Annotated in this window: 16 protein-coding genes; 3 read left to right on the top strand and 13 right to left on the bottom strand. The window is 59.6% G+C overall.

The window, feature by feature from the left end; all coding sequences use genetic code 11:
• Positions 1 to 27: 27 nt before the first annotated feature.
• The 3 genes from FIV05_RS10450 to FIV05_RS10440 all read right to left on the bottom strand — a co-directional run bounded on the left by FIV05_RS10450 (position 28) and on the right by FIV05_RS10440 (position 4,151).
• Positions 28 to 1,305, bottom strand: a complete 1,278-nt coding sequence (locus tag FIV05_RS10450; RefSeq protein ID WP_152509517.1) for a GDSL-type esterase/lipase family protein — start codon at positions 1,303 to 1,305, stop codon at positions 28 to 30.
• Positions 1,306 to 1,339: 34 nt separating this feature from the next.
• Entirely contained in the window at positions 1,340 to 2,611 is a 1,272-nt protein-coding gene (locus FIV05_RS10445; protein ID WP_209009929.1) for a lytic murein transglycosylase, read from the bottom strand.
• A 76-nt stretch (positions 2,612 to 2,687) separates the two neighbouring features.
• Entirely contained in the window at positions 2,688 to 4,151 is a 1,464-nt protein-coding gene (locus FIV05_RS10440) for an outer membrane beta-barrel protein (RefSeq protein WP_152509516.1), read from the bottom strand.
• A 205-nt stretch (positions 4,152 to 4,356) separates the two neighbouring features.
• Here FIV05_RS10440 and FIV05_RS10435 point away from each other — a divergent pair, with 205 nt between their 5' ends.
• From FIV05_RS10435 to FIV05_RS10425, 3 genes are all read left to right on the top strand, one after another.
• Positions 4,357 to 5,370, top strand: coding sequence for a KpsF/GutQ family sugar-phosphate isomerase (locus FIV05_RS10435; protein WP_152509515.1), 1,014 nt, complete (start codon positions 4,357 to 4,359; stop codon positions 5,368 to 5,370).
• 157 nt (positions 5,371 to 5,527) lie between these two features.
• Positions 5,528 to 6,295, top strand: coding sequence for a MotA/TolQ/ExbB proton channel family protein (locus FIV05_RS10430; protein ID WP_152509514.1), 768 nt, complete (start codon positions 5,528 to 5,530; stop codon positions 6,293 to 6,295).
• A 126-nt stretch (positions 6,296 to 6,421) separates the two neighbouring features.
• Positions 6,422 to 7,276: a flagellar motor protein MotB gene (locus FIV05_RS10425; RefSeq protein ID WP_152509513.1), complete on the top strand. Its 855-nt coding sequence runs from the start codon at positions 6,422 to 6,424 to the stop codon at positions 7,274 to 7,276.
• 53 nt (positions 7,277 to 7,329) lie between these two features.
• Here the strand turns inward: FIV05_RS10425 and FIV05_RS10420 are convergent, their stop codons facing one another.
• From FIV05_RS10420 to FIV05_RS10375, 10 genes are all read right to left on the bottom strand, one after another.
• Positions 7,330 to 7,785 carry an NfeD family protein gene (locus tag FIV05_RS10420; protein WP_152505496.1) on the bottom strand — a complete coding sequence of 152 codons (456 nt, stop codon included), beginning with the start codon at positions 7,783 to 7,785 and terminating at the stop codon, positions 7,330 to 7,332.
• Positions 7,782 to 8,771 carry an SPFH domain-containing protein gene (locus FIV05_RS10415; protein ID WP_152505495.1) on the bottom strand — a complete coding sequence of 330 codons (990 nt, stop codon included), beginning with the start codon at positions 8,769 to 8,771 and terminating at the stop codon, positions 7,782 to 7,784. The genes FIV05_RS10420 and FIV05_RS10415 overlap by 4 nt, the downstream gene beginning before the upstream one ends.
• A 227-nt stretch (positions 8,772 to 8,998) precedes the next feature.
• Positions 8,999 to 10,078, bottom strand: coding sequence for a ferrochelatase (hemH, locus tag FIV05_RS10410; RefSeq protein WP_152509512.1), 1,080 nt, complete (start codon positions 10,076 to 10,078; stop codon positions 8,999 to 9,001).
• Between the two features lie 298 nt (positions 10,079 to 10,376).
• Positions 10,377 to 11,615 (bottom strand): AMP-binding protein, encoded by a 1,239-nt coding sequence (locus FIV05_RS10405; RefSeq protein WP_152509511.1) that lies wholly within the window; start codon positions 11,613 to 11,615, stop codon positions 10,377 to 10,379.
• 40 nt (positions 11,616 to 11,655) lie between these two features.
• Positions 11,656 to 12,510: an ABC transporter ATP-binding protein gene (locus FIV05_RS10400; protein ID WP_023003584.1), complete on the bottom strand. Its 855-nt coding sequence runs from the start codon at positions 12,508 to 12,510 to the stop codon at positions 11,656 to 11,658.
• Positions 12,511 to 12,571: 61 nt separating this feature from the next.
• On the bottom strand, positions 12,572 to 13,903 hold the full coding sequence (locus tag FIV05_RS10395; protein ID WP_031270547.1) for an ABC transporter substrate-binding protein: 1,332 nt from the start codon (positions 13,901 to 13,903) through the stop codon (positions 12,572 to 12,574).
• Positions 13,904 to 14,007: 104 nt separating this feature from the next.
• Entirely contained in the window at positions 14,008 to 15,084 is a 1,077-nt protein-coding gene (locus FIV05_RS10390; protein WP_152509510.1) for a branched-chain amino acid ABC transporter permease, read from the bottom strand.
• Positions 15,085 to 15,097: 13 nt separating this feature from the next.
• Positions 15,098 to 16,051, bottom strand: a complete 954-nt coding sequence (locus FIV05_RS10385; protein ID WP_023003590.1) for a branched-chain amino acid ABC transporter permease — start codon at positions 16,049 to 16,051, stop codon at positions 15,098 to 15,100.
• 12 nt (positions 16,052 to 16,063) lie between these two features.
• On the bottom strand, positions 16,064 to 16,891 hold the full coding sequence (locus FIV05_RS10380; protein WP_023003592.1) for an ABC transporter ATP-binding protein: 828 nt from the start codon (positions 16,889 to 16,891) through the stop codon (positions 16,064 to 16,066).
• Entirely contained in the window at positions 16,888 to 18,873 is a 1,986-nt protein-coding gene (locus FIV05_RS10375) for an AMP-binding protein (RefSeq protein ID WP_152509509.1), read from the bottom strand. The genes FIV05_RS10380 and FIV05_RS10375 overlap by 4 nt, the downstream gene beginning before the upstream one ends.
• Positions 18,874 to 18,978 lie beyond the last annotated feature (105 nt).

Below are 18,978 nucleotides of genomic sequence, written 5' to 3'. Positions count from 1 at the left end.
GTGTTTTTCAAAACATGTTTCAAAGGGTCATTGCGATCCCGGGCGCACGGTCACGGAGACGCGGCCTTGCGCGTCCTGGCTGGCTGCTGAGTTCAAGCTCTCACGCAAGTCGGCACTTGTTGGGGCAAACACTTCCTCAACAGCGGCAACCGGCGCAGACACTGCAACGGCAGGCATCCGTGGATCGTCCACACGTCCCTGCATCGGAGGCAAAGGCTCGCCCTTCACGAAAAAGCGGTAGGTCCTGCTGGCCGAATTGATCTCTTCTTCATCCTCACCGCCCAGAAGCAGTGCTTCGGGCGACGTCGTACGTCCGGTCAGGACGATGAAGTTCGGGTCGTCCTCCACGCCTTCGAAAGCTAGCCCGCCATAGCCTCCAAGCAGGCGGGACAGTTCGCGTTCCACGAAGAATGCGACTTTCCGATAGCCTGCCCAGGTGAAATCGATCTTGTCGTTCGTCCGCAGACGCGTGTTCTTGCCGTCGACATCGGGTCCGTAAGAGGAAAAGCTGCCGTCTTCAGCCAGAAAGATATCCCAGATATCGACATAGCGGACTCTCCGGTCCTCCGACGCGCCCTGGAAGATCGAATTGAGCTGCGTGAAATCCGCGTTCACCAGTTCGTCGCCCGTGGGCGGCAGGCCGGCCCACACAAGCGGTTTCTTTTCCTGTCGCACCACACGCACAAGCCCGTCGACCTTCCTGCGGTAGCTCTCCAGCCACTCTGCTGTCATGAATTCAACGGGCGGTTCACCGGGAAAGGATTTACCCAGGTCCCGCCGGCCGATCATCACCACCACGGCCTGAACGTCCGCCCCCCGGATCCTGGAAACCACCTGTGTCGCCCAGTCCGGCGATCCTTCTCCGACAAAGCCTTCCTTGTCCTCGGTAATGGCTTCGACACGGATCTGCGGTTTTTGGGCGAGTGTGTATTTCAACCCGTCGGCGACACCGCGTGCCATGCGGTCTCCAACGACCAGGATCAGGCCGGCATTGGGGTCCTTTTCGAGAACGTCGAATTTGGGCGGCACCCCCGAGGGCCGGGAAACCCGCGGCTTCTGCTGTGTCTTTTGTGGCTGCTTCGTGCGCTTCTCGCCACCACCGCCAAATAACCGCTGCAAAGGAGCAAACGGGTTGAACCCCCGGAAGGGCCCGTTTTGCGCAACCACGATTTCACCGCGTTGCGCGTCCTGTGCGGCAGAGATTCCGGCAGAGCAGGCAACAAGCGCAAGACCAAGGGATACGACAACCCGAAGCGAGGCGGCGCGTGTCCCCTTCCCTTCCCGTTGCCGTGTCTGAACTCTCACGCTGTGCTCCTGCTGCAGCTGAACTGCGCCCAGTTTAGCCGTCCAGCTTCAGGCGTGCCAGCAAAACAATGGATGCATAACCGTCGGGAACCATCCCACGTGAGCGCTGGTAGGCTCGGATACCCTTTCGGGTAGCAGGTCCGATCCTGCCGTCCGCCGTACCGACAGAAAATCCACGCTGGTTCAAAAGCGCCTGCAATTCCGCGGTTTCCGAGCGATTGAGCGGAAGGTGCTCTCGCGACCAGTCACCCTCGATCGGTCCGCCACCAATGATCCGGTCGGCAAGATGGCCGACGGCAAGCGCATAGGCAGTCGCGTTGTTGTAACGCTTGATCACGTAGAAGTTCTTCAGCATCAGGAACGCCGGTCCGCTTGCTCCGGCAGGCAGAACCAGGATGGCGTTGTCGGACGGCCGCGGAAAATCCTTGCCGTTTGACCGGCGAATTCCGTATCGACCCCATTCGCCTAGCGTCAGCGTCTTTTCGCCGTCGGCCATGTGATAGTCGAACCCGCTGGGCAAGGCTACCTCGTATCCCCAGGTCTTGCCTGTCTGCCAGCCGTGCTTTTGCAGATAGGCAGCGGTTGAGGCGAGTGCATCGGGAATGGACGTCCAGATATCCCGGCGGCCGTCACCGTCATAGTCGGCTGCATAGGCCTTCCAGCTGGAGGGCATGAACTGGGTGTGCCCCATGGCGCCGGCCCAGGAACCTTCCATGTCCTGGAAACGCACATGACCTGCCTGGACGATCGCCAGCGCGGTAACGAGTTCCTTTTCCCAGAAGCTCTTCCGGCGCGGCGCCGCATAGGCCAGCGTCGCCAGTGCCTGGATTACGTTATGACGCCCCATGAAGCCGCCATAGTTGGTTTCCATGCCCCAGATCGCCAGGACAGCTTCACGATCGACGCCGTAGCGGTTTTCGATGACCGCAAGAACCTGGCTGTACTCCTTCAGCATCTCGCGGCCTTTTTCGACCCGCGTGTCTGAAACGGCACTATCGAGATAATCCCAGATCGGTTTGACGAACTCGGATTGCTTGCTCATCAGGCGCAAGGTGTCATCGTCCGGCTGCATGCCGGTGAAGACCGCGTTGTAGGTCTGGGAAGAAATGCCGGCCGCCCTGGCCGTCGGCCAGAAGCCGGAAACGAACTGGCTGAACCCCTGATCGGCCTGTGCCGGCACCGAAACGGCCAGCAAAGTGCCCGTCGCCGCGGCAGTCAAAAGCAGCCGGCGCCCGAGGGTTCTCAGTCTTCCTGAAAAGGGCAATATGGTTTTCACGTTCGCAGTCAGCTGCGCAAGGTTCCGCATCAGGGCCTCCTCGATGCCCAGGTCCGTAAGTTTCTGCCCCCGCCCCATGAATGATGTTGATTTGGTTACCGTGACGTTAATGCCGCAATCTAAAGCCGGCTTCAACAGCGTTTTCGGAATAGTCGTTCCCCTGCTGGGAACTGTCGAAACGACGATGGGTATAATCCGCCGTCACCGCAATGTTCTTCGTCACAGCGAAGGTCAGACCACCAAACCCTGTCAGGGTACGCTCTTCGATCGAAACACCTTCATAGGTCCGGTAACTGTAACCGACACCGGTCTCGCCCACCAGACGATCACTGAAGGCATGAGCGAGGCGCAGGTCGCCGGAGTAGATGATCGAACCGCTGGCACCGTCGATATCGGTTGCCTCGAAGGAGGTGCCAAGGCCAGCGGTAACCGTCGTCAGTCGGCTTGGCGACCAGACCAGGGAGGCGTCGGCAATCAGGCCTGACAGGTTTTCAAGCCTGTCATCCTCAATGTCCTCGATCCGCCACCCCGCACCGAGTTCCCCGGTCAGTTTGGGGCCTGATGCGATGGTGACGCCACCCATGACCTGATAGCCATTGGCATTTCGCTTTTCGCACAAGGCGTCGCTACAGGTGTCGTCATAGCGCCGCAGAAGCAGCGCCCCCTCGACAAACGGCGAGAACACGCTGCCGGTATTGCCGTCCAGCCGCAGGCTGGCGGAGTAGAGCGTGTTGTTGCGTCCGGATTCCGAGCCGCTTTCCGACGTATAGAAATTCCGGTCGACGCCGAGCGAAGCCGTCGCGGCGACGATGCCGATCGCGCGCGTACCGCTGAGGCTTCCCGAAAGTTCGTGATCATAGTCGGTCCCGGAAGCCGATTCTGCGCTGCCGTCGTCCTCCTGGCTGAGCGTGTAGGATATACTGGTCGTTACCTGTGTCGCTTCGCTGATGTCGAGCCGCAGGTTTGCCGCCGCAAAGACATTCGCCTCGTTGTCGTCGGTATCACCGGGATATCCGGTGAAGGAACCTCGCAGCGAAGTGTCCAGCTGATGGCGTGACCAGTTAGAGGTCAGCGAAACATCGGGAGAAATCCGGTAGAACTTGCCAGGGGTTCCGTCTGCCGCCTGTGACCGGTTATCGGTCCAACCTGTCGAAACGGTCAGTTGGGGCGTCAGCGTGAAGGACCCGAGCCGGATCCCCTCTGCCGCATCGAAGGTCGTATCTCCGCCAAAAACGCTGTCGTCGATACCGCTGTCCGATAGAGGAACCGCCCTGTCGACCGCTGCAATCCTGTCTGCGAATGGCCTGACCGGAGTGGCTCTGCCATTGGTTCCAAGGCCGCTTGATCCGGTTTCCGCCGTTGCCGAATTCAGTGTCGAACGGAGGGAAAAGACATTTGCCTGCGTAGGATTGCGGTCTGCCGCCTGGGCTGCCTGATCGGAAGGGTCTGCTGATTCTTGCGCCCCGCCTGGGTCGTCCGATCCGCGCAAATCGTCAAGCGTCGTTTGTGCGACCGCGGAAACGGCCTGCAAAACGGCAAGAAAAGTGATCAGAGGCAGAAAGCTGCGCATGAATTCCGGGACCAGTCGACGTGGAATGTCCGGTCCAACCTGACGAAGGATGGTTAATCCTTCGTTTCTTTTTCGCAATTTGGAAGGTTACACAAAGTTACATAAAGTCACCTGATCTAATGCATTTAATAGATCACGGGTTCTTGATCCCCGTGGGCGACTGGCATAGAGCTAGGCGATCCTAAATAAAAAAAGAATTATGTTCATGACCACCGTTCTGCGCGACCCGGTTTCCGAAGAAAATACAGACATGACGTCCCTGTGCCTCGTCTCCGCAGAGCGGACCCTGGAAACGGAAATTGCCGGCCTGAGTGCCCTGCGGGCAGCGCTGAAGAACGGGCTTGCCATCCCGTTCCAGAAGACCTTCGATCTCATTCAAAAGAGCAAGGGACGCGTTGTCATCACCGGTATCGGCAAGAGTGGTCATATCGGCACCAAGATCGCAGCAAGCCTTGCGTCAACGGGAACGCCGTCTTTCTTCGTTCATGCCAGTGAAGCCAGTCACGGCGACCTGGGCATGATCACCGAAGACGACGTCGTGATCGCCCTGTCCTGGTCGGGTGAAACCCAGGAACTGGCAGGCATCGTCAGCTACACCCGTCGCTTCAAGGTGCCCTTGGTCGCGATCACCTCGCGCAAGGACAGCACCCTCGGCCGTGCAGCGGATATCGTCATGAACCTGCCTGCTGTCACCGAGGCCTGCCCGCATGGCCTCGCCCCGACAACCTCCGCCCTCATTCAGCTGGCCGTCGGCGACGCACTTGCTGTGGCTCTTCTGGAAGGACGTGGGTTTACCGCGCAGGACTTCCGCGTGTTCCATCCGGGTGGCCGCCTGGGCGCCAGCCTGAAAACGGCCAAGGACATCATGCACACCGGCGAACGCATGCCGCTGGTGTCCGCAAACACCTCGATGAGCGAGGGCATCGTCCTGATGACCCAGCGCGGCTTCGGTGTGCTGGGTGTCGTCGACGAACTGAAACAGTTGATCGGCATCATCACCGACGGTGACTTGCGCCGCCATGTTTCGTCAAATCTCCTGGCAAAATCCGCCGGTGAAATCATGACGCGTGCTCCCAAGACCGTTTCTCCGGACACATTGTCGGCTTCAATTCTTGAATTGGCCAACAGCCTGTCGATCACCTCCGTGTTCGTGATCGAGGACGGTCGCCCCGTCGGTATTGTCCATCTGCACGATCTTCTTCGCATCGGCGCAGCCTGATCTTTCACCGAAGCAGGCAATATTGCCTCACGGGGTCGAAAAAGTTTCTTTTCCGGCCCGCAAGTGGCGCGTCATTAGGATTTGATTAGCCATAAGCCTCTTACACTGCCCCAAAGTTTCATCGGCTTGACGCCGCAGACCTTGGTGTGTGTACAGAATGGATCTGGCGACATTAATCGGCATTGTGGGTGCTTTCGGCATCGTGACGACCGCTATTTTCCTTGGCGGCAGTTTCGGCCAGTTCATCGATGTGCCGTCGATGCTGATCGTGATCGGCGGCGGTCTGGCTGCTACCCTTATCCGTTTCCAGCTCTCCGACATCGCCACTGCTTTCGTTACGGGCTTCAAGGTTGCGCTTGCGGGCAAGAACGCAAGCCCTCGCGACCTGATTACGGAAATCAGCAACCTGGGCGAAATCGTCCGCAAGTCCGGCCCGCTTGGCCTGGAGAACGTGGACGTCTCCGATCCTGTCCTTGCCAAGGGCGTGCAATATATTGCGGACGGCTATGAGCTGGAATTCATCAAGGAATCGATGGAACGCGAGCGCGACCTGCAGCTTTCCCGGCTCGCGGAAGGCAAGCGCGTTTTCAAGGCACTTGGCGATTCCGCTCCCGCCTTCGGCATGATCGGGACGCTGGTCGGCCTGGTGCAGATGCTTGCCAACATGGACGACCCTGCAGCAATCGGGCCTTCCATGGCCGTCGCCCTTCTGACGACCCTTTACGGCGCGTTGATCTCCAACATCATTTGTCTGCCTCTGGTGGACAAGCTGGATGCGAAATTCGACGTCGACGATCTCAACCAGACGCTGATCATCGACGGTGTTTGCCAGATCCGCGAATCCAAGAGCCCGGCCTTGATCAAGGAAATGCTGATCGCATACCTGCCGGACAAATTGCGCGCCGAGCTGGCGGACGCGGCCTAGAACAGGCGGCTTTCAGATGACGCAGGGCAGATTGTTCGCCAACCCTGGATGCGATCGGTAAGGGCTCAATCGAAATCGATCGAACCACATCTGATCCGGAACTGACAAAAGAGCGACCACAGCGCGATGGCAAAGAAACAGAAACCTCAAGGCGGCGGTGCACCGGACTGGCTGGTAACCTTTGCCGATCTGATGTCCCTGCTCGTCTGCTTCTTCGTTCTGATCATTTCCTTTTCCATTCAGGACAAGGAAAAGCTTCAGGTGGTCGCCGGGTCCATGCGCGAAGCCTTCGGTGTCAAGGACACCTCCCGCAAGACCGGTATCATCGAGGTCGAGGGCATTCCGATCCGCGACTACATGAAGGATATCAGCCAGGTCGAACAGGAGATGGATTCCGACTTCTCCCAGGTGCGCCATGAACAGCGGCGCAAACAAGGTCCGGAAGCCAACACGCACGACACGCTGGAAGCCGATATCGAAAAGCCGCGGCAATTCGCGACGGCTGCCGCCTCGCTGCGCCAGGCCTGGCAGGAAATGCCGGAAATCACCGAAATTTCCAGCAACATCATTCTGGAAGAATCCGAAGAAGGCCTGAACATTATGCTCGTCGATCAGGACGGACGCTCAATGTTCCGGGAAGGCTCGAAGTATCCTTACGAGACCACCCGGCGCCTGATCGCGAAGATGGCACCGGTGCTGTCGCAGATGCCAAATCGCATCGAGATTACAGGCCACACGACTGCCGGCCGTCAGTCCATCGATCCAAGCTATACCGGCTGGGAGCTGTCCAGCGAACGCGCCAATGTCGCCCGGCAGATCCTGTCCGAATACGGCGTGCCGGATAACCAGTTCTACTCAGTGGTCGGCAAGGCCGACACCGAACCGCTGTTCCCCAACGACCCCTACCTGGCGGCAAACCGCAGGATCGGCATTCTGCTCAAGGCTGAAGAACCGCCGCTGCCGGCCGGCCACAAGCTTTAGTCCGGTACGGCAACAGCCTCCTGCAAAGGAAACGCGCACGATGCCGGTGAGATCTAGCTGACCCGCGAGACCACCAGCCGCGCCCCGTCAATTGCCTCGACACGAACTTTCGTGCCGGCCGGCATGTCCGGTCCGGTAATGCGCCAGATCGTGTCATCGATGGACAGGTTTCCGGCGCCCTCGTTCAAGGGCGCGGCAAGGGTGAATTCTCGGCCGACATAACGACTTCCGCGCTGGTTGAGCCCCGGATCGCCCTTCTCCGATGCAAGTTTCTGCATCAACCGGCGTCCGATCAGCAGGCTGACGAGTGACAGCACGAGGAACAGCCCAACATCCACCTGCCAGGCGAAATCGAACAACAGAGCCACGACACCGACGACAAGCGCCGACAGGCCAAACCAGAGAAAAATCGTGCCAGGCGCCAGGATCTCGAGTCCCAGCAGCAGAAGCCCCAGAACGAACCAGCTCCAAGCCCCGAGGGCAGCGATCGTGCTTTCAATCAGGCTCACCGGTTCTCGTCTCCTTCATCGCTGCGGGTATTGGGAATGCGGGAAGAAGACCGGCTCGAAGAACCGTCGTCACCGAACGCTTCCTTGGCGATGGCACCGATACCGCTCAGGGACCCCAGCAGCGACGTCGCTTCCATCGGGAGGATGAGTGTCTTCTGATTGCGCGAGGTCGCCAGTTCCTTGAAGGCTTCGACGTATTTGTTGGCGACGAAGTAGTTGATCGCCTGAACGTCACCGGCGGCAATGGCCGCGCTCACCAGCTGCGTTGCCTTGGCTTCCGCTTCCGCCTCGCGTTCGCGAGCTTCCGCGTCACGGAACGCGGATTCGCGGCGGCCTTCGGCCTCCAGGATAAGCGACTGCTTCTGGCCTTCCGCTTTCAGGATTTCCGATTGGCGCTTGCCTTCGGCCTCGAGAATGTAGGCACGCTTCTCGCGTTCCGCCTTCATCTGGCGGGCCATGGCATCCACCAGATCGCGCGGCGGATTGATGTCCTTTATCTCTATACGGGTGATCTTGATGCCCCATGGCTCTGCAGCCGCATCGACGACGCGCAGGATCTGGGCATTGATTTCATCGCGGTTGGACAGAAGGTTGTCGAGATCCATCGACCCCATCACCGAGCGGATGTTGGTCATGGTCAGGTTCAAAATAGCGTTCTGAAGACCAAGCACTTCGTAGGCAGCACGGGCAGCATCGAGCACCTGGTAGAAGGTTACGCCGTCCGCGCTCACCGTCGCATTGTCGCGGGTGATCACTTCCTGTGTCGGCACGTCCAGCACCTGCTCCATCATGTTGAGCTTGTGGCCGACCCTGTCGATGAACGGAATGATGAAATTCAGGCCCGGTGTCAGCGTCTTCCGGTATTTTCCAAAACGTTCGATCGTATAATTGTAGCCTTGCGGCACCGTCTTTACGCCGGCGAAAAAGACCAGAATGACCAGCACGACAAGGCCGATCAGGAAAATGTCAAATCCCGCGATTGGCATATACGTCTCCCGTAATTTTTTAAAATAGCATCGTCACTATGCGCCGAATACCAGAGTGTTTCCAGCGTATTCGCGGTAGTGCGCCCATTCGGACGCACGCCCGCTACCCCTGTTCGCACAAACACTTAAGGCGCTCGTGAAACAGTGCCGTGACTTATGGGCAGTATCGCGAAATTTTACGAGTATTTTCCACCGGCAAGGTTAAACGCTTGTGGATTTGCGGCTGGTCAGATCCAGCCGCCAAGTTCCCGCCGCACGATATGGGACAGCACGTCCATGCCAAGATCGCTGTCGTTCAGACAGGGGATATGGCTGAATTTCTCGCCGCCGCTTTCTTCGAAGATCTCCCCGGCCTCGCCGGCAATTTCCTCAAGCGTCTCGAGACAGTCTGCAACGAAACCCGGGTTCATCACCGCAACGTTTTTCACGCCGTCCTTGGCCAGCTGTTCGACGGTCTTGTCCGTGTAGGGCTGCAACCATTCTTCCGGACCGAACCGGGACTGGAAGGTCACACGCAGTTTCTCGGCGTCCCAGCCCAGGACTTCGCGCATGAGACGGGTCGTCTTCATGCAGTGGCAGTGATAGGGATCCCCGCGTTTGAAATAGGATTGCGGAATGCCGTGATAAGAGGTCAGCACCACGTCCGGCTTGAAATCGAGGCTTTCCAGATGCCGCTCAACTGATTTTGCGAGGGCGGTCACATAGACCGGGTCGTCGTGATAGGGTGGAACGGTCCGGATCGCCGGTTGCCAGCGCATCTTCAAAAGCGTCTTGCAGACAACGTCATTGACCGTCGCCGTGGTGGTTGCCGAGTACTGCGGGTAAAGCGGGAAGACCAGGATCCGGTCGCAGCCCTCGTCCTTGAGCGCCTTCAACCGGTCCGGAATCGACGGCTGACCGTAACGCATCGCCCAGTCGATCTTCAGCTTGCCACCCGCATCGCCCAGCATCTCGGACAGTTTGTCCGACTGGCTGCGCGTGATCGTGCGCAGGGGCGACTCGTCCTTTTCCTTGTTCCAGATCTCCTCGTAAGCCTTGCCGGATTTGCCCGGACGGGTCATCAGAACAATGCCATAGAGGATCGGATACCAGATTGCCCGGGGCCACTCGATAACGCGCTTGTCGGACAGGAATTCGCGCAGATACCGGCGCATCGGCCAATAGTCCGTGCCGTCCGGTGTGCCCAGATTGACCAGAAGCACGCCCACCTTGCCGCTCTTGACCGAAGGATGGTCCTTCGGCAGGTCGAGTTTTCTGAATGCGGCTTCCTGGTCGGCTGCGATCGGCGCGGTCGGTTGAACGGTCATCTGCGGGATTGGTCCTAAAACGATCTGTCTGTCTGACGCCATACATAGGCCAAGCACATGCCGAGGCCAATGCGGCATTTGTCATACGCAGATTTGAGCAGGCGGATCACCGAATTTCAGGCGGAAGTGCAACAACAAAAGACCTCATCCCGAGGTGGACCGACAGGTCCGTGTCGAAGGATGGGCAACTTGCTCCGGAGTATGCAGCCATCCTTCGAAACAGCGCTTGCGCGCTTCCTCAGGATGAGACTGAAACTTGCATTAACTCCGGAGGCATGCCTGCGCGTTGCTTCGAGCCTTAGCCGTACTCCCGTTCATCCGTAATCACCTTGCCGTCATTCGGCAATCCACCCGGAGCAACGGTCAGGACGTCCCCCTTCAGATGGGTCACTTCACGCAGTGTTTCCGCAACCCGTTCCGGCAAGCCGTTGCCGGAGGCGTCGGTTTCCACGGTCAGTGTCATGGCATCGGCCTCGCCTATGCGGCTGACGGCAAGGCGGGCCTTGCTGATTTCCGGATGGGCGGCAACGATCTGCGCGATCTGCGCCGGATCGACGAACATGCCTTTGACCTTGGTGCGCTGATCTGCCCGTCCCATCCAGCCGGCAAGCCGCATGTTGGTACGTCCGCAGGGCGACTGTCCGGGAATGATCTTGGACAGATCGCCGGTTGCGAAGCGGATCAGCGGATAAAGGCTGTTGAAGTTGGTGACCACCAGTTCGCCGACCTCACCATCTGCCACCGGCTCGCCAGTGCCCGGGCGCACGATCTCCACGATGTAGTCCTCGTTGACGACCATGCCCTCCCTTGCCTCGGTTTCATAGGCGATGACGCCGAGGTCCGCTGTCGCGTAGCACTGTCCGACACGAATTCCGCCTGCCTCGTATTCCTCGCGCAGGGATGGAAACAGCGCACCACCCGAGACCAGGGCCTTCTTGATGGAGGAGACATCCCGGCCCTGGTCCCGGCCACGATCGAGGAGGATCTTCAGATAGTCCGGCGTGCCGACGAAACCGGACGGTTTGAGCACCTCGATCGCTTCGACCTGACTGTCCGTATTGCCAACGCCGGCGGGAAACACCGTGCATCCAAGTGCAATGGCACCTTGATCCAGAATGAAACCACCCGGTGTCAGGTGATAGGAAAACGCATTGAGAACCACATCGCCCTTGCGGAAACCGGCTGCGAACAGGCTTCGCGCACCGTTCCAGGGATCGAGTCCGGGTGCCTGCGGTTCCCAGATAGGTCCTGGCGACATGAAAACCCTTGCAGCACCGGAAAGCTCACCTGCCAGAAATCCGCCGAAGGGCGGCTGTGCCCGCTGCTTTTCCAGAAGGTCGGACTTGCGCAGGACCGGCAGTCCCGCAAGCGCTGTCCGGTCGGTAACGCCAGCAATATCGCATCCGTCCAGATGTACGGCCCACCCGGAGGATTTGCCTGTCGCATGGACCAGAAGGTCCGGCAATCGGGCAAAAAGATCCCGTTCGCGCTGAGCGGCGTCTTGCCGCTCGCGCGCGTCAAACTGAATGTCGCTCATGGTCGTCTCCGCCTGTTTCGGCCCTGTGTCTGAAACCCCGTCAGGCCAGCCAGCGCTTCCTTCGCTTATAATGTTTGACATTCCGGAACGACCGACGGCCCTCGCCGCCAACGCCCAGATAGAATTCCTTGACGTCCTCGTTCTCGCGCAACGCCTTGGCGTCGCCGTCGAGCACGATGCGGCCGGATTCCAGAATGTAGCCGTAGGTCGCGTATTTCAGCGCCACGTTGGTGTTCTGTTCGGCAAGCAGGAAGGACACGCCTTCCTTTTGGTTGAGCTGGCGGACGATCTCGAAGATTTCCTCCACAAGCTGAGGCGCCAGCCCCATGCTCGGTTCATCCAGCAGGATCATCTTCGGCCGGCTCATCAGGGCACGGCCGATAGCGCACATCTGCTGTTCGCCGCCGGAGGTATAACCGGCCTGACTGCCACGCCGCTCGCGCAGACGCGGAAAATAATTGTAGACCATCTCCAGGTCCGCCTTCACGGCGCTGTACCCGTCTTTGCGGGTGTAGGCGCCCGTGAGCAGGTTTTCCTCGATGGACAGGTGACCGAAACAATGCCGGCCTTCCATCACCTGGATGCATCCCCGGCGAACCAGATCGTTTGGCGACAGGGCCTGGACTTCTTCGCCATCGAAAAGGATCTTGCCCTTTGTCACTTCGCCGCGTTCGGCACCAAGCAGGTTCGAAATCGCTTTCAGCGTGGTCGTCTTGCCCGCTCCATTCGCGCCGAGCAGCGCCACGATCCCGCCTTTGGGAATCGTCAGCGACACGCCCTTCAGCACCAGGATCACGTGGTCATAAATGACCTCGATATTGTTGACCGACAGGATTGTCCCGGCAGCATCCCGAGCGCCCTGCGAACCAGGCTGTTCTACATCCAGCAATGCCATTCCCTTTTCTCCCTGGTTGCTCCGCCGCACGTTGATGCGGCGCGGCGGAGCGGACTGCCTATCAGTTCGGGCAGGGTTCGGTGCGCGCCGGCCACGGCGCATTCTTTTCTGCGTATTCCGCAGCGGCTGCTTCCAGCAGCGGACGGACCACATCGGTCATCGGCTCGATCCAGTCTGAAGCCTGACGCCACTTCTTGCCGTCCCACTCCTGGATGAACACCGGATGGCTGCCGGCATGGTCATCGCAGGTCACTTTCATCGGATGGGCGAAGCCCTTCAGGCCGAGCTCGGCCAGACGAGCCTCGTCCAGGTTGAGAGCCTCGAGACCAAGACGCATGTCTTCGCCCGTGATGACCGTCTTGCCGGTCAGTTGCTGGGCGCTGCGAATGCCTTCCGCGATGATGACCGAGTTCAGAACGCCGCGGTTATAGAGCGTGCTTCCGATCGTCTCCGCATCGGTGGAGGACTTGCCTGTATCGATGACGTGTTTCTTGATGTCATCGAGAGCCGGGAAGTCGGCGCCGACACCGGAGAAGTTCAGTGCCTTGTAGCCCTTGGCACCTTCACCGCCGGCGGCAGCATCGTCGTCACCTGCGGACCACCACACACCGATGAACTTGTCCATCGGGAAGCGGATCTTGACGGCTTCCTTGACGGCGGTCGGGTTCATCGCGCCCCAGCCCCACATGATCATGTAGTCCGGACGGTCGCGGCGTACGTTCAGCCACTGTGAAGACTGGTTCTGCATTTCCGCACCCGGAACCGGGTACTGCAGCAGCTCGAAGCCGTATTTTTCGGCCAGCTGTTCCAAAAGCGGCAGGGGCTCGCGGCCGTAACCGGCGTCAAGGAAGATGTAGCCGATCTTCTTGCCCTTGAGGTTTTCAAGACCGCCTTCCTGCTCACCGATGTACTTGATGACCACGGAAGCGCCGTCCCAATAGGTGTCCGGCACGTTGAAGATCCACGGGAACGTGGAACCGACAGCGGCAGCCGACAGGCCGTAGCCCATCGAAAGAACCGGGATCTTGTCGACACCGGCCTTGGGGATCAGCTGAAGCGTGATACCGGTGGAATACGGGTTGTAAACCAGCGCGCCCTTGCCCTTGGTGGCTTCGTAGCACTCGACGCCTTTCTGGGCGTTGTAGCCGGTTTCACACTCTTCCAGCGCCAGCTTGACGCCGCCGATGCCACCATCGCGCTCGTTCAGCATCTGCAGGTAGTCATGCATGCCGTTGGCGATATGGATGCCGGAGCCAGCGTAAGGCCCTGTCCGGTAAGTCAGGAGCGGCACATAGTTGGTATCTTGTGCCTGGACCGCGGTCGTCATGGCGCCGGAGAGACCGACCCCGAGCGCAACAGCGGTTCCCAGCGCAAATTGCTTGATGCTTTTCATATTCTCCTCCCACGCGGCATCGAAATGAATACCGCCGGACCGGTTGCGCCATTCCTCACCGGATCGGTCCATGTCCGGATGGCGGGCGAAAAGGCTGGCAGCCCCTAGTAAGGGAACGGCCAGACCCTGAGCTTCTGCTTCGCGATCTGCCAGAGCCGCGCAAAGCCGTGCGGTTCGACGATCAGGAAGAAAATGATGAGAGCGCCAACGATCATGAAGGTCGCGTGCTCCACGGTCTCCGCGGCCAGGTCGATGCCGAGGAGGCCGGGTACGAATTTCAGAACCACAGGCAGGATCCAGATGAAAGCGGCTCCCATGAAGGCTCCGCCGAGGCTGCCCAGGCCGCCCAGGATCACCATGAACAGCACCTGGAAGGACAACCGGATGGAGTAGGACGACGGCTCGGCGGCATTCAGCCAGAAGAACACCATCATCGCACCGGCCACGCCGCAGATGTAGGACGACACGGCAAAGGCCATCAGCTTGGTCTGCAGCGGGCGAACGCCTATGAGTTCAGCCGCAATGTCCATGTCGCGGATCATCATCCAGGATCTGCCGATCCGGCCGCGCAGGACGTTCGCCATCAGGAAGGCGATCAGCACCGTGATACCGAGAACGATGAAGTAGCGCGCCAGCGCCGTTGCTTCCGCCCCCGTGGCGATGATGCCGAAAACTTCGCGGCGCGGCACTTCGATCGCGCCGGAGGCGTTGTAGTTGTAGAGCCACGGAATACGGATGAAGCACCATTCCAGGAAGAACTGCGCGGCGAGCGTCGTCACCGCCAGGTAAAGCCCCTTGATGCGCAGGCTCGGCAGTCCGAAGACCGCGCCGATGGCAGCCGAGAAGACGCCGGACACCAGAACCATCACGATGACATTGGCATCGGGAAAGATCGACGTCAGCTTGTAGGCGGCATAGGCACCGACCCCCATGAACGCACCGGTTCCCAGGGACAACTGTCCGCAGAACCCGGTCAGGATGTTCAGCCCGATCGCCGCCAGCGAAAACACCAGGAACGGGATCATGATGGAGGTCAGGAAGAAGTCGTTGGCAAGAGCCGGAATGACTGCAAATGCCGTGATCAGGATGACGGCCAGGCCGACGCGGTCCTGGAGGATCGGGAACAGCGCCTGATCCGCCTTGTAACTCGTCTTGAATTGGCCAGCTTCGCGATAAAACATGGGTCAGATATCCCTAGATCCGCTCGATGATACGTTCGCCGAAGAGGCCTTGTGGCCGGAACAGAAGGAAGATCAGGGCGATGATATAGGCGAGCCAGGATTCAATCCCGCCCCCGACAAGACCACCCCAGTACAGTTCGCCGATCTTCTCGCCGAAGCCGATGATCAGGCCGCCGACAATGGCACCCGGGATCGACGTGAAGCCGCCGAGGATCAGCACAGGCAACGCCTTGAACGCTACGATTTCCAGCGCGAAGGACACGTCGGACCGCGCCCCCCACATGATGCCGGTCGCCAGGGCCACGAGGCCTGCTGCGAACCAGACGATCGCCCAGATCTGGTTGAGAGAGATACCGACGGAAAGGGCAGCCTGGTGGTCGTCAGCAACGGCCCGCAAGGCCCGGCCGATCCGCGTCTTGTTGAAGAAGATGCCGAGCGCCGTCACCATCACCACCGCGATCACGGCTGCCGCGATATCGATATGCTGCAGGATCACGAGCCCCCGGTCGCCGAATTCGAACGCAGTCGAGCCGGTTGGCAGCCCCAGTTGCTCGGTGATCATCTGCTTGGGCTCGCCGCCGAAGACGAATTCACCGAAGCCGACGAGGAAATACGTCAGGCCGATGGTCGCCATCAGCAGGATGATTTCCGGCTGGTTGACCAGAGGCCGCATGACCACCCGTTCCACTCCGTACGCCAGAACCCCCATCACGCCGATGGTCAGGATCAGTGCCAGATAGGCGGGCACGCCGTTTTCGTTGAGTCCCACCAGCGTCAGGCCGGCGAACACCACCATGATGCCCTGGGCGAAGTTGAACACGCCGGAGGCCTTGAAGATCAGCACGAAACCCAGCGCGATCAGCGCATACAGAATTCCGGCGACGAAACCTTCCCACAGGACCTGCAGGAAGAAATCCGGCATCTGGTACATCTGTACGAAGGGATCGATAAAAATGTCGTAGAGCATGGTTCGTCCCTCCTAGTGGCTCACACCGAGATAAGCGTCGATAACGGCCTGGCTGGCCTGCACTTCCTCCGGTGGCCCGTCGGCGATCTTCTTGCCGTAGTCGAGCACGACCACCCGGTCGGAGAGATCCATGACGACGCCCATGTCATGTTCGATCAGGGCGATCGTCGTGCCGAATTCCTGGTTCACGTCGATAATGAACCGACTCATGTCTTCTTTTTCTTCAAGGTTCATACCGGCCATCGGCTCGTCGAGCAGCAACAGGTCCGGCTCCATCGCCAGCGCGCGGCCAAGCTCGACCCGCTTTTGCAGCCCGTAGGGCAGACGCCCGACCGGAGTCTTGCGGATTGCCTGAATTTCAAGGAAATCGATGATGTCCTCGACCTTGCGCCGATGTTCGATTTCCTCGCGCTCCGCCGGGCCGCGCCACAGAAGTTGCCAGAAGAAGTTCTTGTGCATCTTCAAGGTCCTGCCGGACATGATGTTGTCCAGCGTGGTCATGCCCTTGAACAGCGCCACGTTCTGGAAGGTCCGGGCAATCCCCTGGCTGGCTGCCTCGTAAGGCTTCATCTTGCGGCGCACCTGGCCCTGCCAGGTGATCGTGCCTTCCTGCGGATGATAAAATCCGTTGATGACGTTGAGCATCGACGTCTTGCCGGCCCCGTTCGGTCCGATGATCGCGCGGATCTCGCCCTTCTGGATGTCGAACGAAATGTCGGTAATCGCCTTCACGCCGCCGAAGGACAGCGACACGTTGTCGACCCGCAGCAGCACCTCGCGCTCTGCCGGTTCCTGCGCGCCATTCGGCGACAGTGTCTTGTCGGAAACGATCGCGTTCATTCGGCGGCCTCCTGTACGCCCGCTCCGGCGTCATGGGTGGACATGTCGCGGATCTCGACGGTGGCTTCGATTGCGCCCTTGCGGCCGTCTTCAAAGGTTACTTCGGTACGCACATGCTTGGAGGTGGATCCGTCGTAAAGCGCGTCGATCAGTGGACCATAGCGCTCGGCGATGAAGCTCCGGCGAACCTTCTGAGTCCGGGTGAGCTCGCCGTCATCCGCGTCCAGCTCCTTGTGCAGGATCAGGAACCGCTTGATCTGCGCACCTGCCATCATCGGTTCGCGGGAAAGGTCCCGGTTCACCTGATCGACGTGGCTCTCGATCATGCCGTAGACATCTGGATGCGCGGCAAGTTCCTGGTAGGAGGCATAGTTGACGTTGTTGCGTTCCGCCCAGGAGCCGACCGCAGTCAGATCGATGTTGATGAAGACGCCCACCATGTCCTTCTCGTGACCGAAGGCGACCGCCTCCTTGATGTTCGGGAAGAACTTCAGCTTGTTCTCGATGTATTTCGGCGCGAACAATGCCCCGTCATTGAGCTTGCCCACATCCTTGGCGCGATCGATGATCTTCAGGTGGCCGTTCTCGGCAATGATGCCGGCATCACCCGTATGCACCCAGCCGTCCGGCGTCTTGGTGCTGGCAGTAGCCTCGTCATTCTTGAAATAGCCGACGAAGACACCCGGCGAGCGGTACATCACTTCACCGCTGTCGGCGATCTTGAGCTCGACATCGGGAGCCGGTTTGCCGACCGTATCGCCGTAGATCTCGCCATCCGGCTGCAGCGTTATGTAGACGCTGGCTTCGGTCTGGCCGTAGAGCTGCTTGAGGTTGAGCCCCAGCGAGCGGAAGAACCGGAAGATCTCTGGCCCGATGGCCTCACCGGCCGTATAGCCGACTTTCATGCGGGTGAGACCCATGCGGTTCTTGAGAGGTCCGTAGACGCAGAATTCGCCGAGGGCGTAAAGCATCCGGTCCTTCAGGCCGACCGTTTCGCCATTCAGGATCTTCTCGCCCACCTTGCGGGCAACCTCCATGAAATAGTCGAAGATCGCACGCTTGGTTTTACCCGCATCTTCCATGCGCACCATGATGCGGGTCAGCATGTTCTCGAAAACGCGCGGCGGCGCGAAGAAATAGGTCGGCGCGATTTCAAGCCGGTCCACGTCGATCGTGTCCATGCTTTCCGGACAGTTGACGCAATAGGCCGCCGTGAAAGCCTGCGCCAGGGAGAATACGTGGTCGCCGATCCAGGCCATCGGCAGGTAGGCGAGCACTTCTTCGGTCTCGTCCAGATGATCGAACTTGTTGCCGTTGCGCGCCGAAATGACCAGATTGTCGAAGGACAGCATCACGCCCTTCGGTCTCCCGGTGGTGCCGGAAGTGTACAGCATCACCGCAATGTCTGAGCCCTTGGCTTCACGGAATCCGGCCTCCCACTCGGCCGCTAGGGACGGCGTTGCCGCAAGCAGCTCGCGTCCCTTTTCCAGTACCGAGGAATAGCCGTGCAGGTGGGTATGATCGTAATCGCGCAGGCCGCGCACTTCATCATAGATGATCTCGGTGAGCGACTTCACCTCGTCCGCCATCGACAGGAGCTTGTCGACCTGCTCCTGATCCTCGACCACCGCGAAGGTGACTTCGGCATGGCCGAGCACGAAGGCCATTTCCTCGGCGACACTGTCCGAATAGACAGGCACCGGAACGGCCCCGAGTGCCTGCGCGGCAACCATCGCCCAATAGAGCCTTGGACGGTTCGCACCGACGATGGCGATCTTGTCTCCAGCCTTCAGGCCCAGAGATTTCAATCCGATGGAGAATGCGCGGATTTCTTCACACACCTCGGACCAGGTCCAGCTTTGCCAGATCCCGAAATCCTTTTCCCGGAACGCCGTCCGGTCCCCGAAGACTTGCGCGTTGCGCATGAGAATCTTCGGAAAGGTGTCCTCCCCGCGCGATGTAGCGCTGGCCGACCCTACCATAGATGTTTCTTCCCTTTAGAAGGCGCCCCGGTTTTCCGGGGTCGTTTCCTGTGGGGCTATGAAACGCCGTGCCGACCGAACCTTCAACCGGTAAATTGTTAAAGG

The sequence above is a fragment of the Labrenzia sp. THAF191a genome, assembly GCF_009363335.1.
Lineage (GTDB): Bacteria > Pseudomonadota > Alphaproteobacteria > Rhizobiales > Stappiaceae > Roseibium > Roseibium algicola.
The sequence above is the reverse complement of the archived record's forward strand: the minus strand, read 5'-3'. Positions and strand labels throughout refer to the sequence as shown.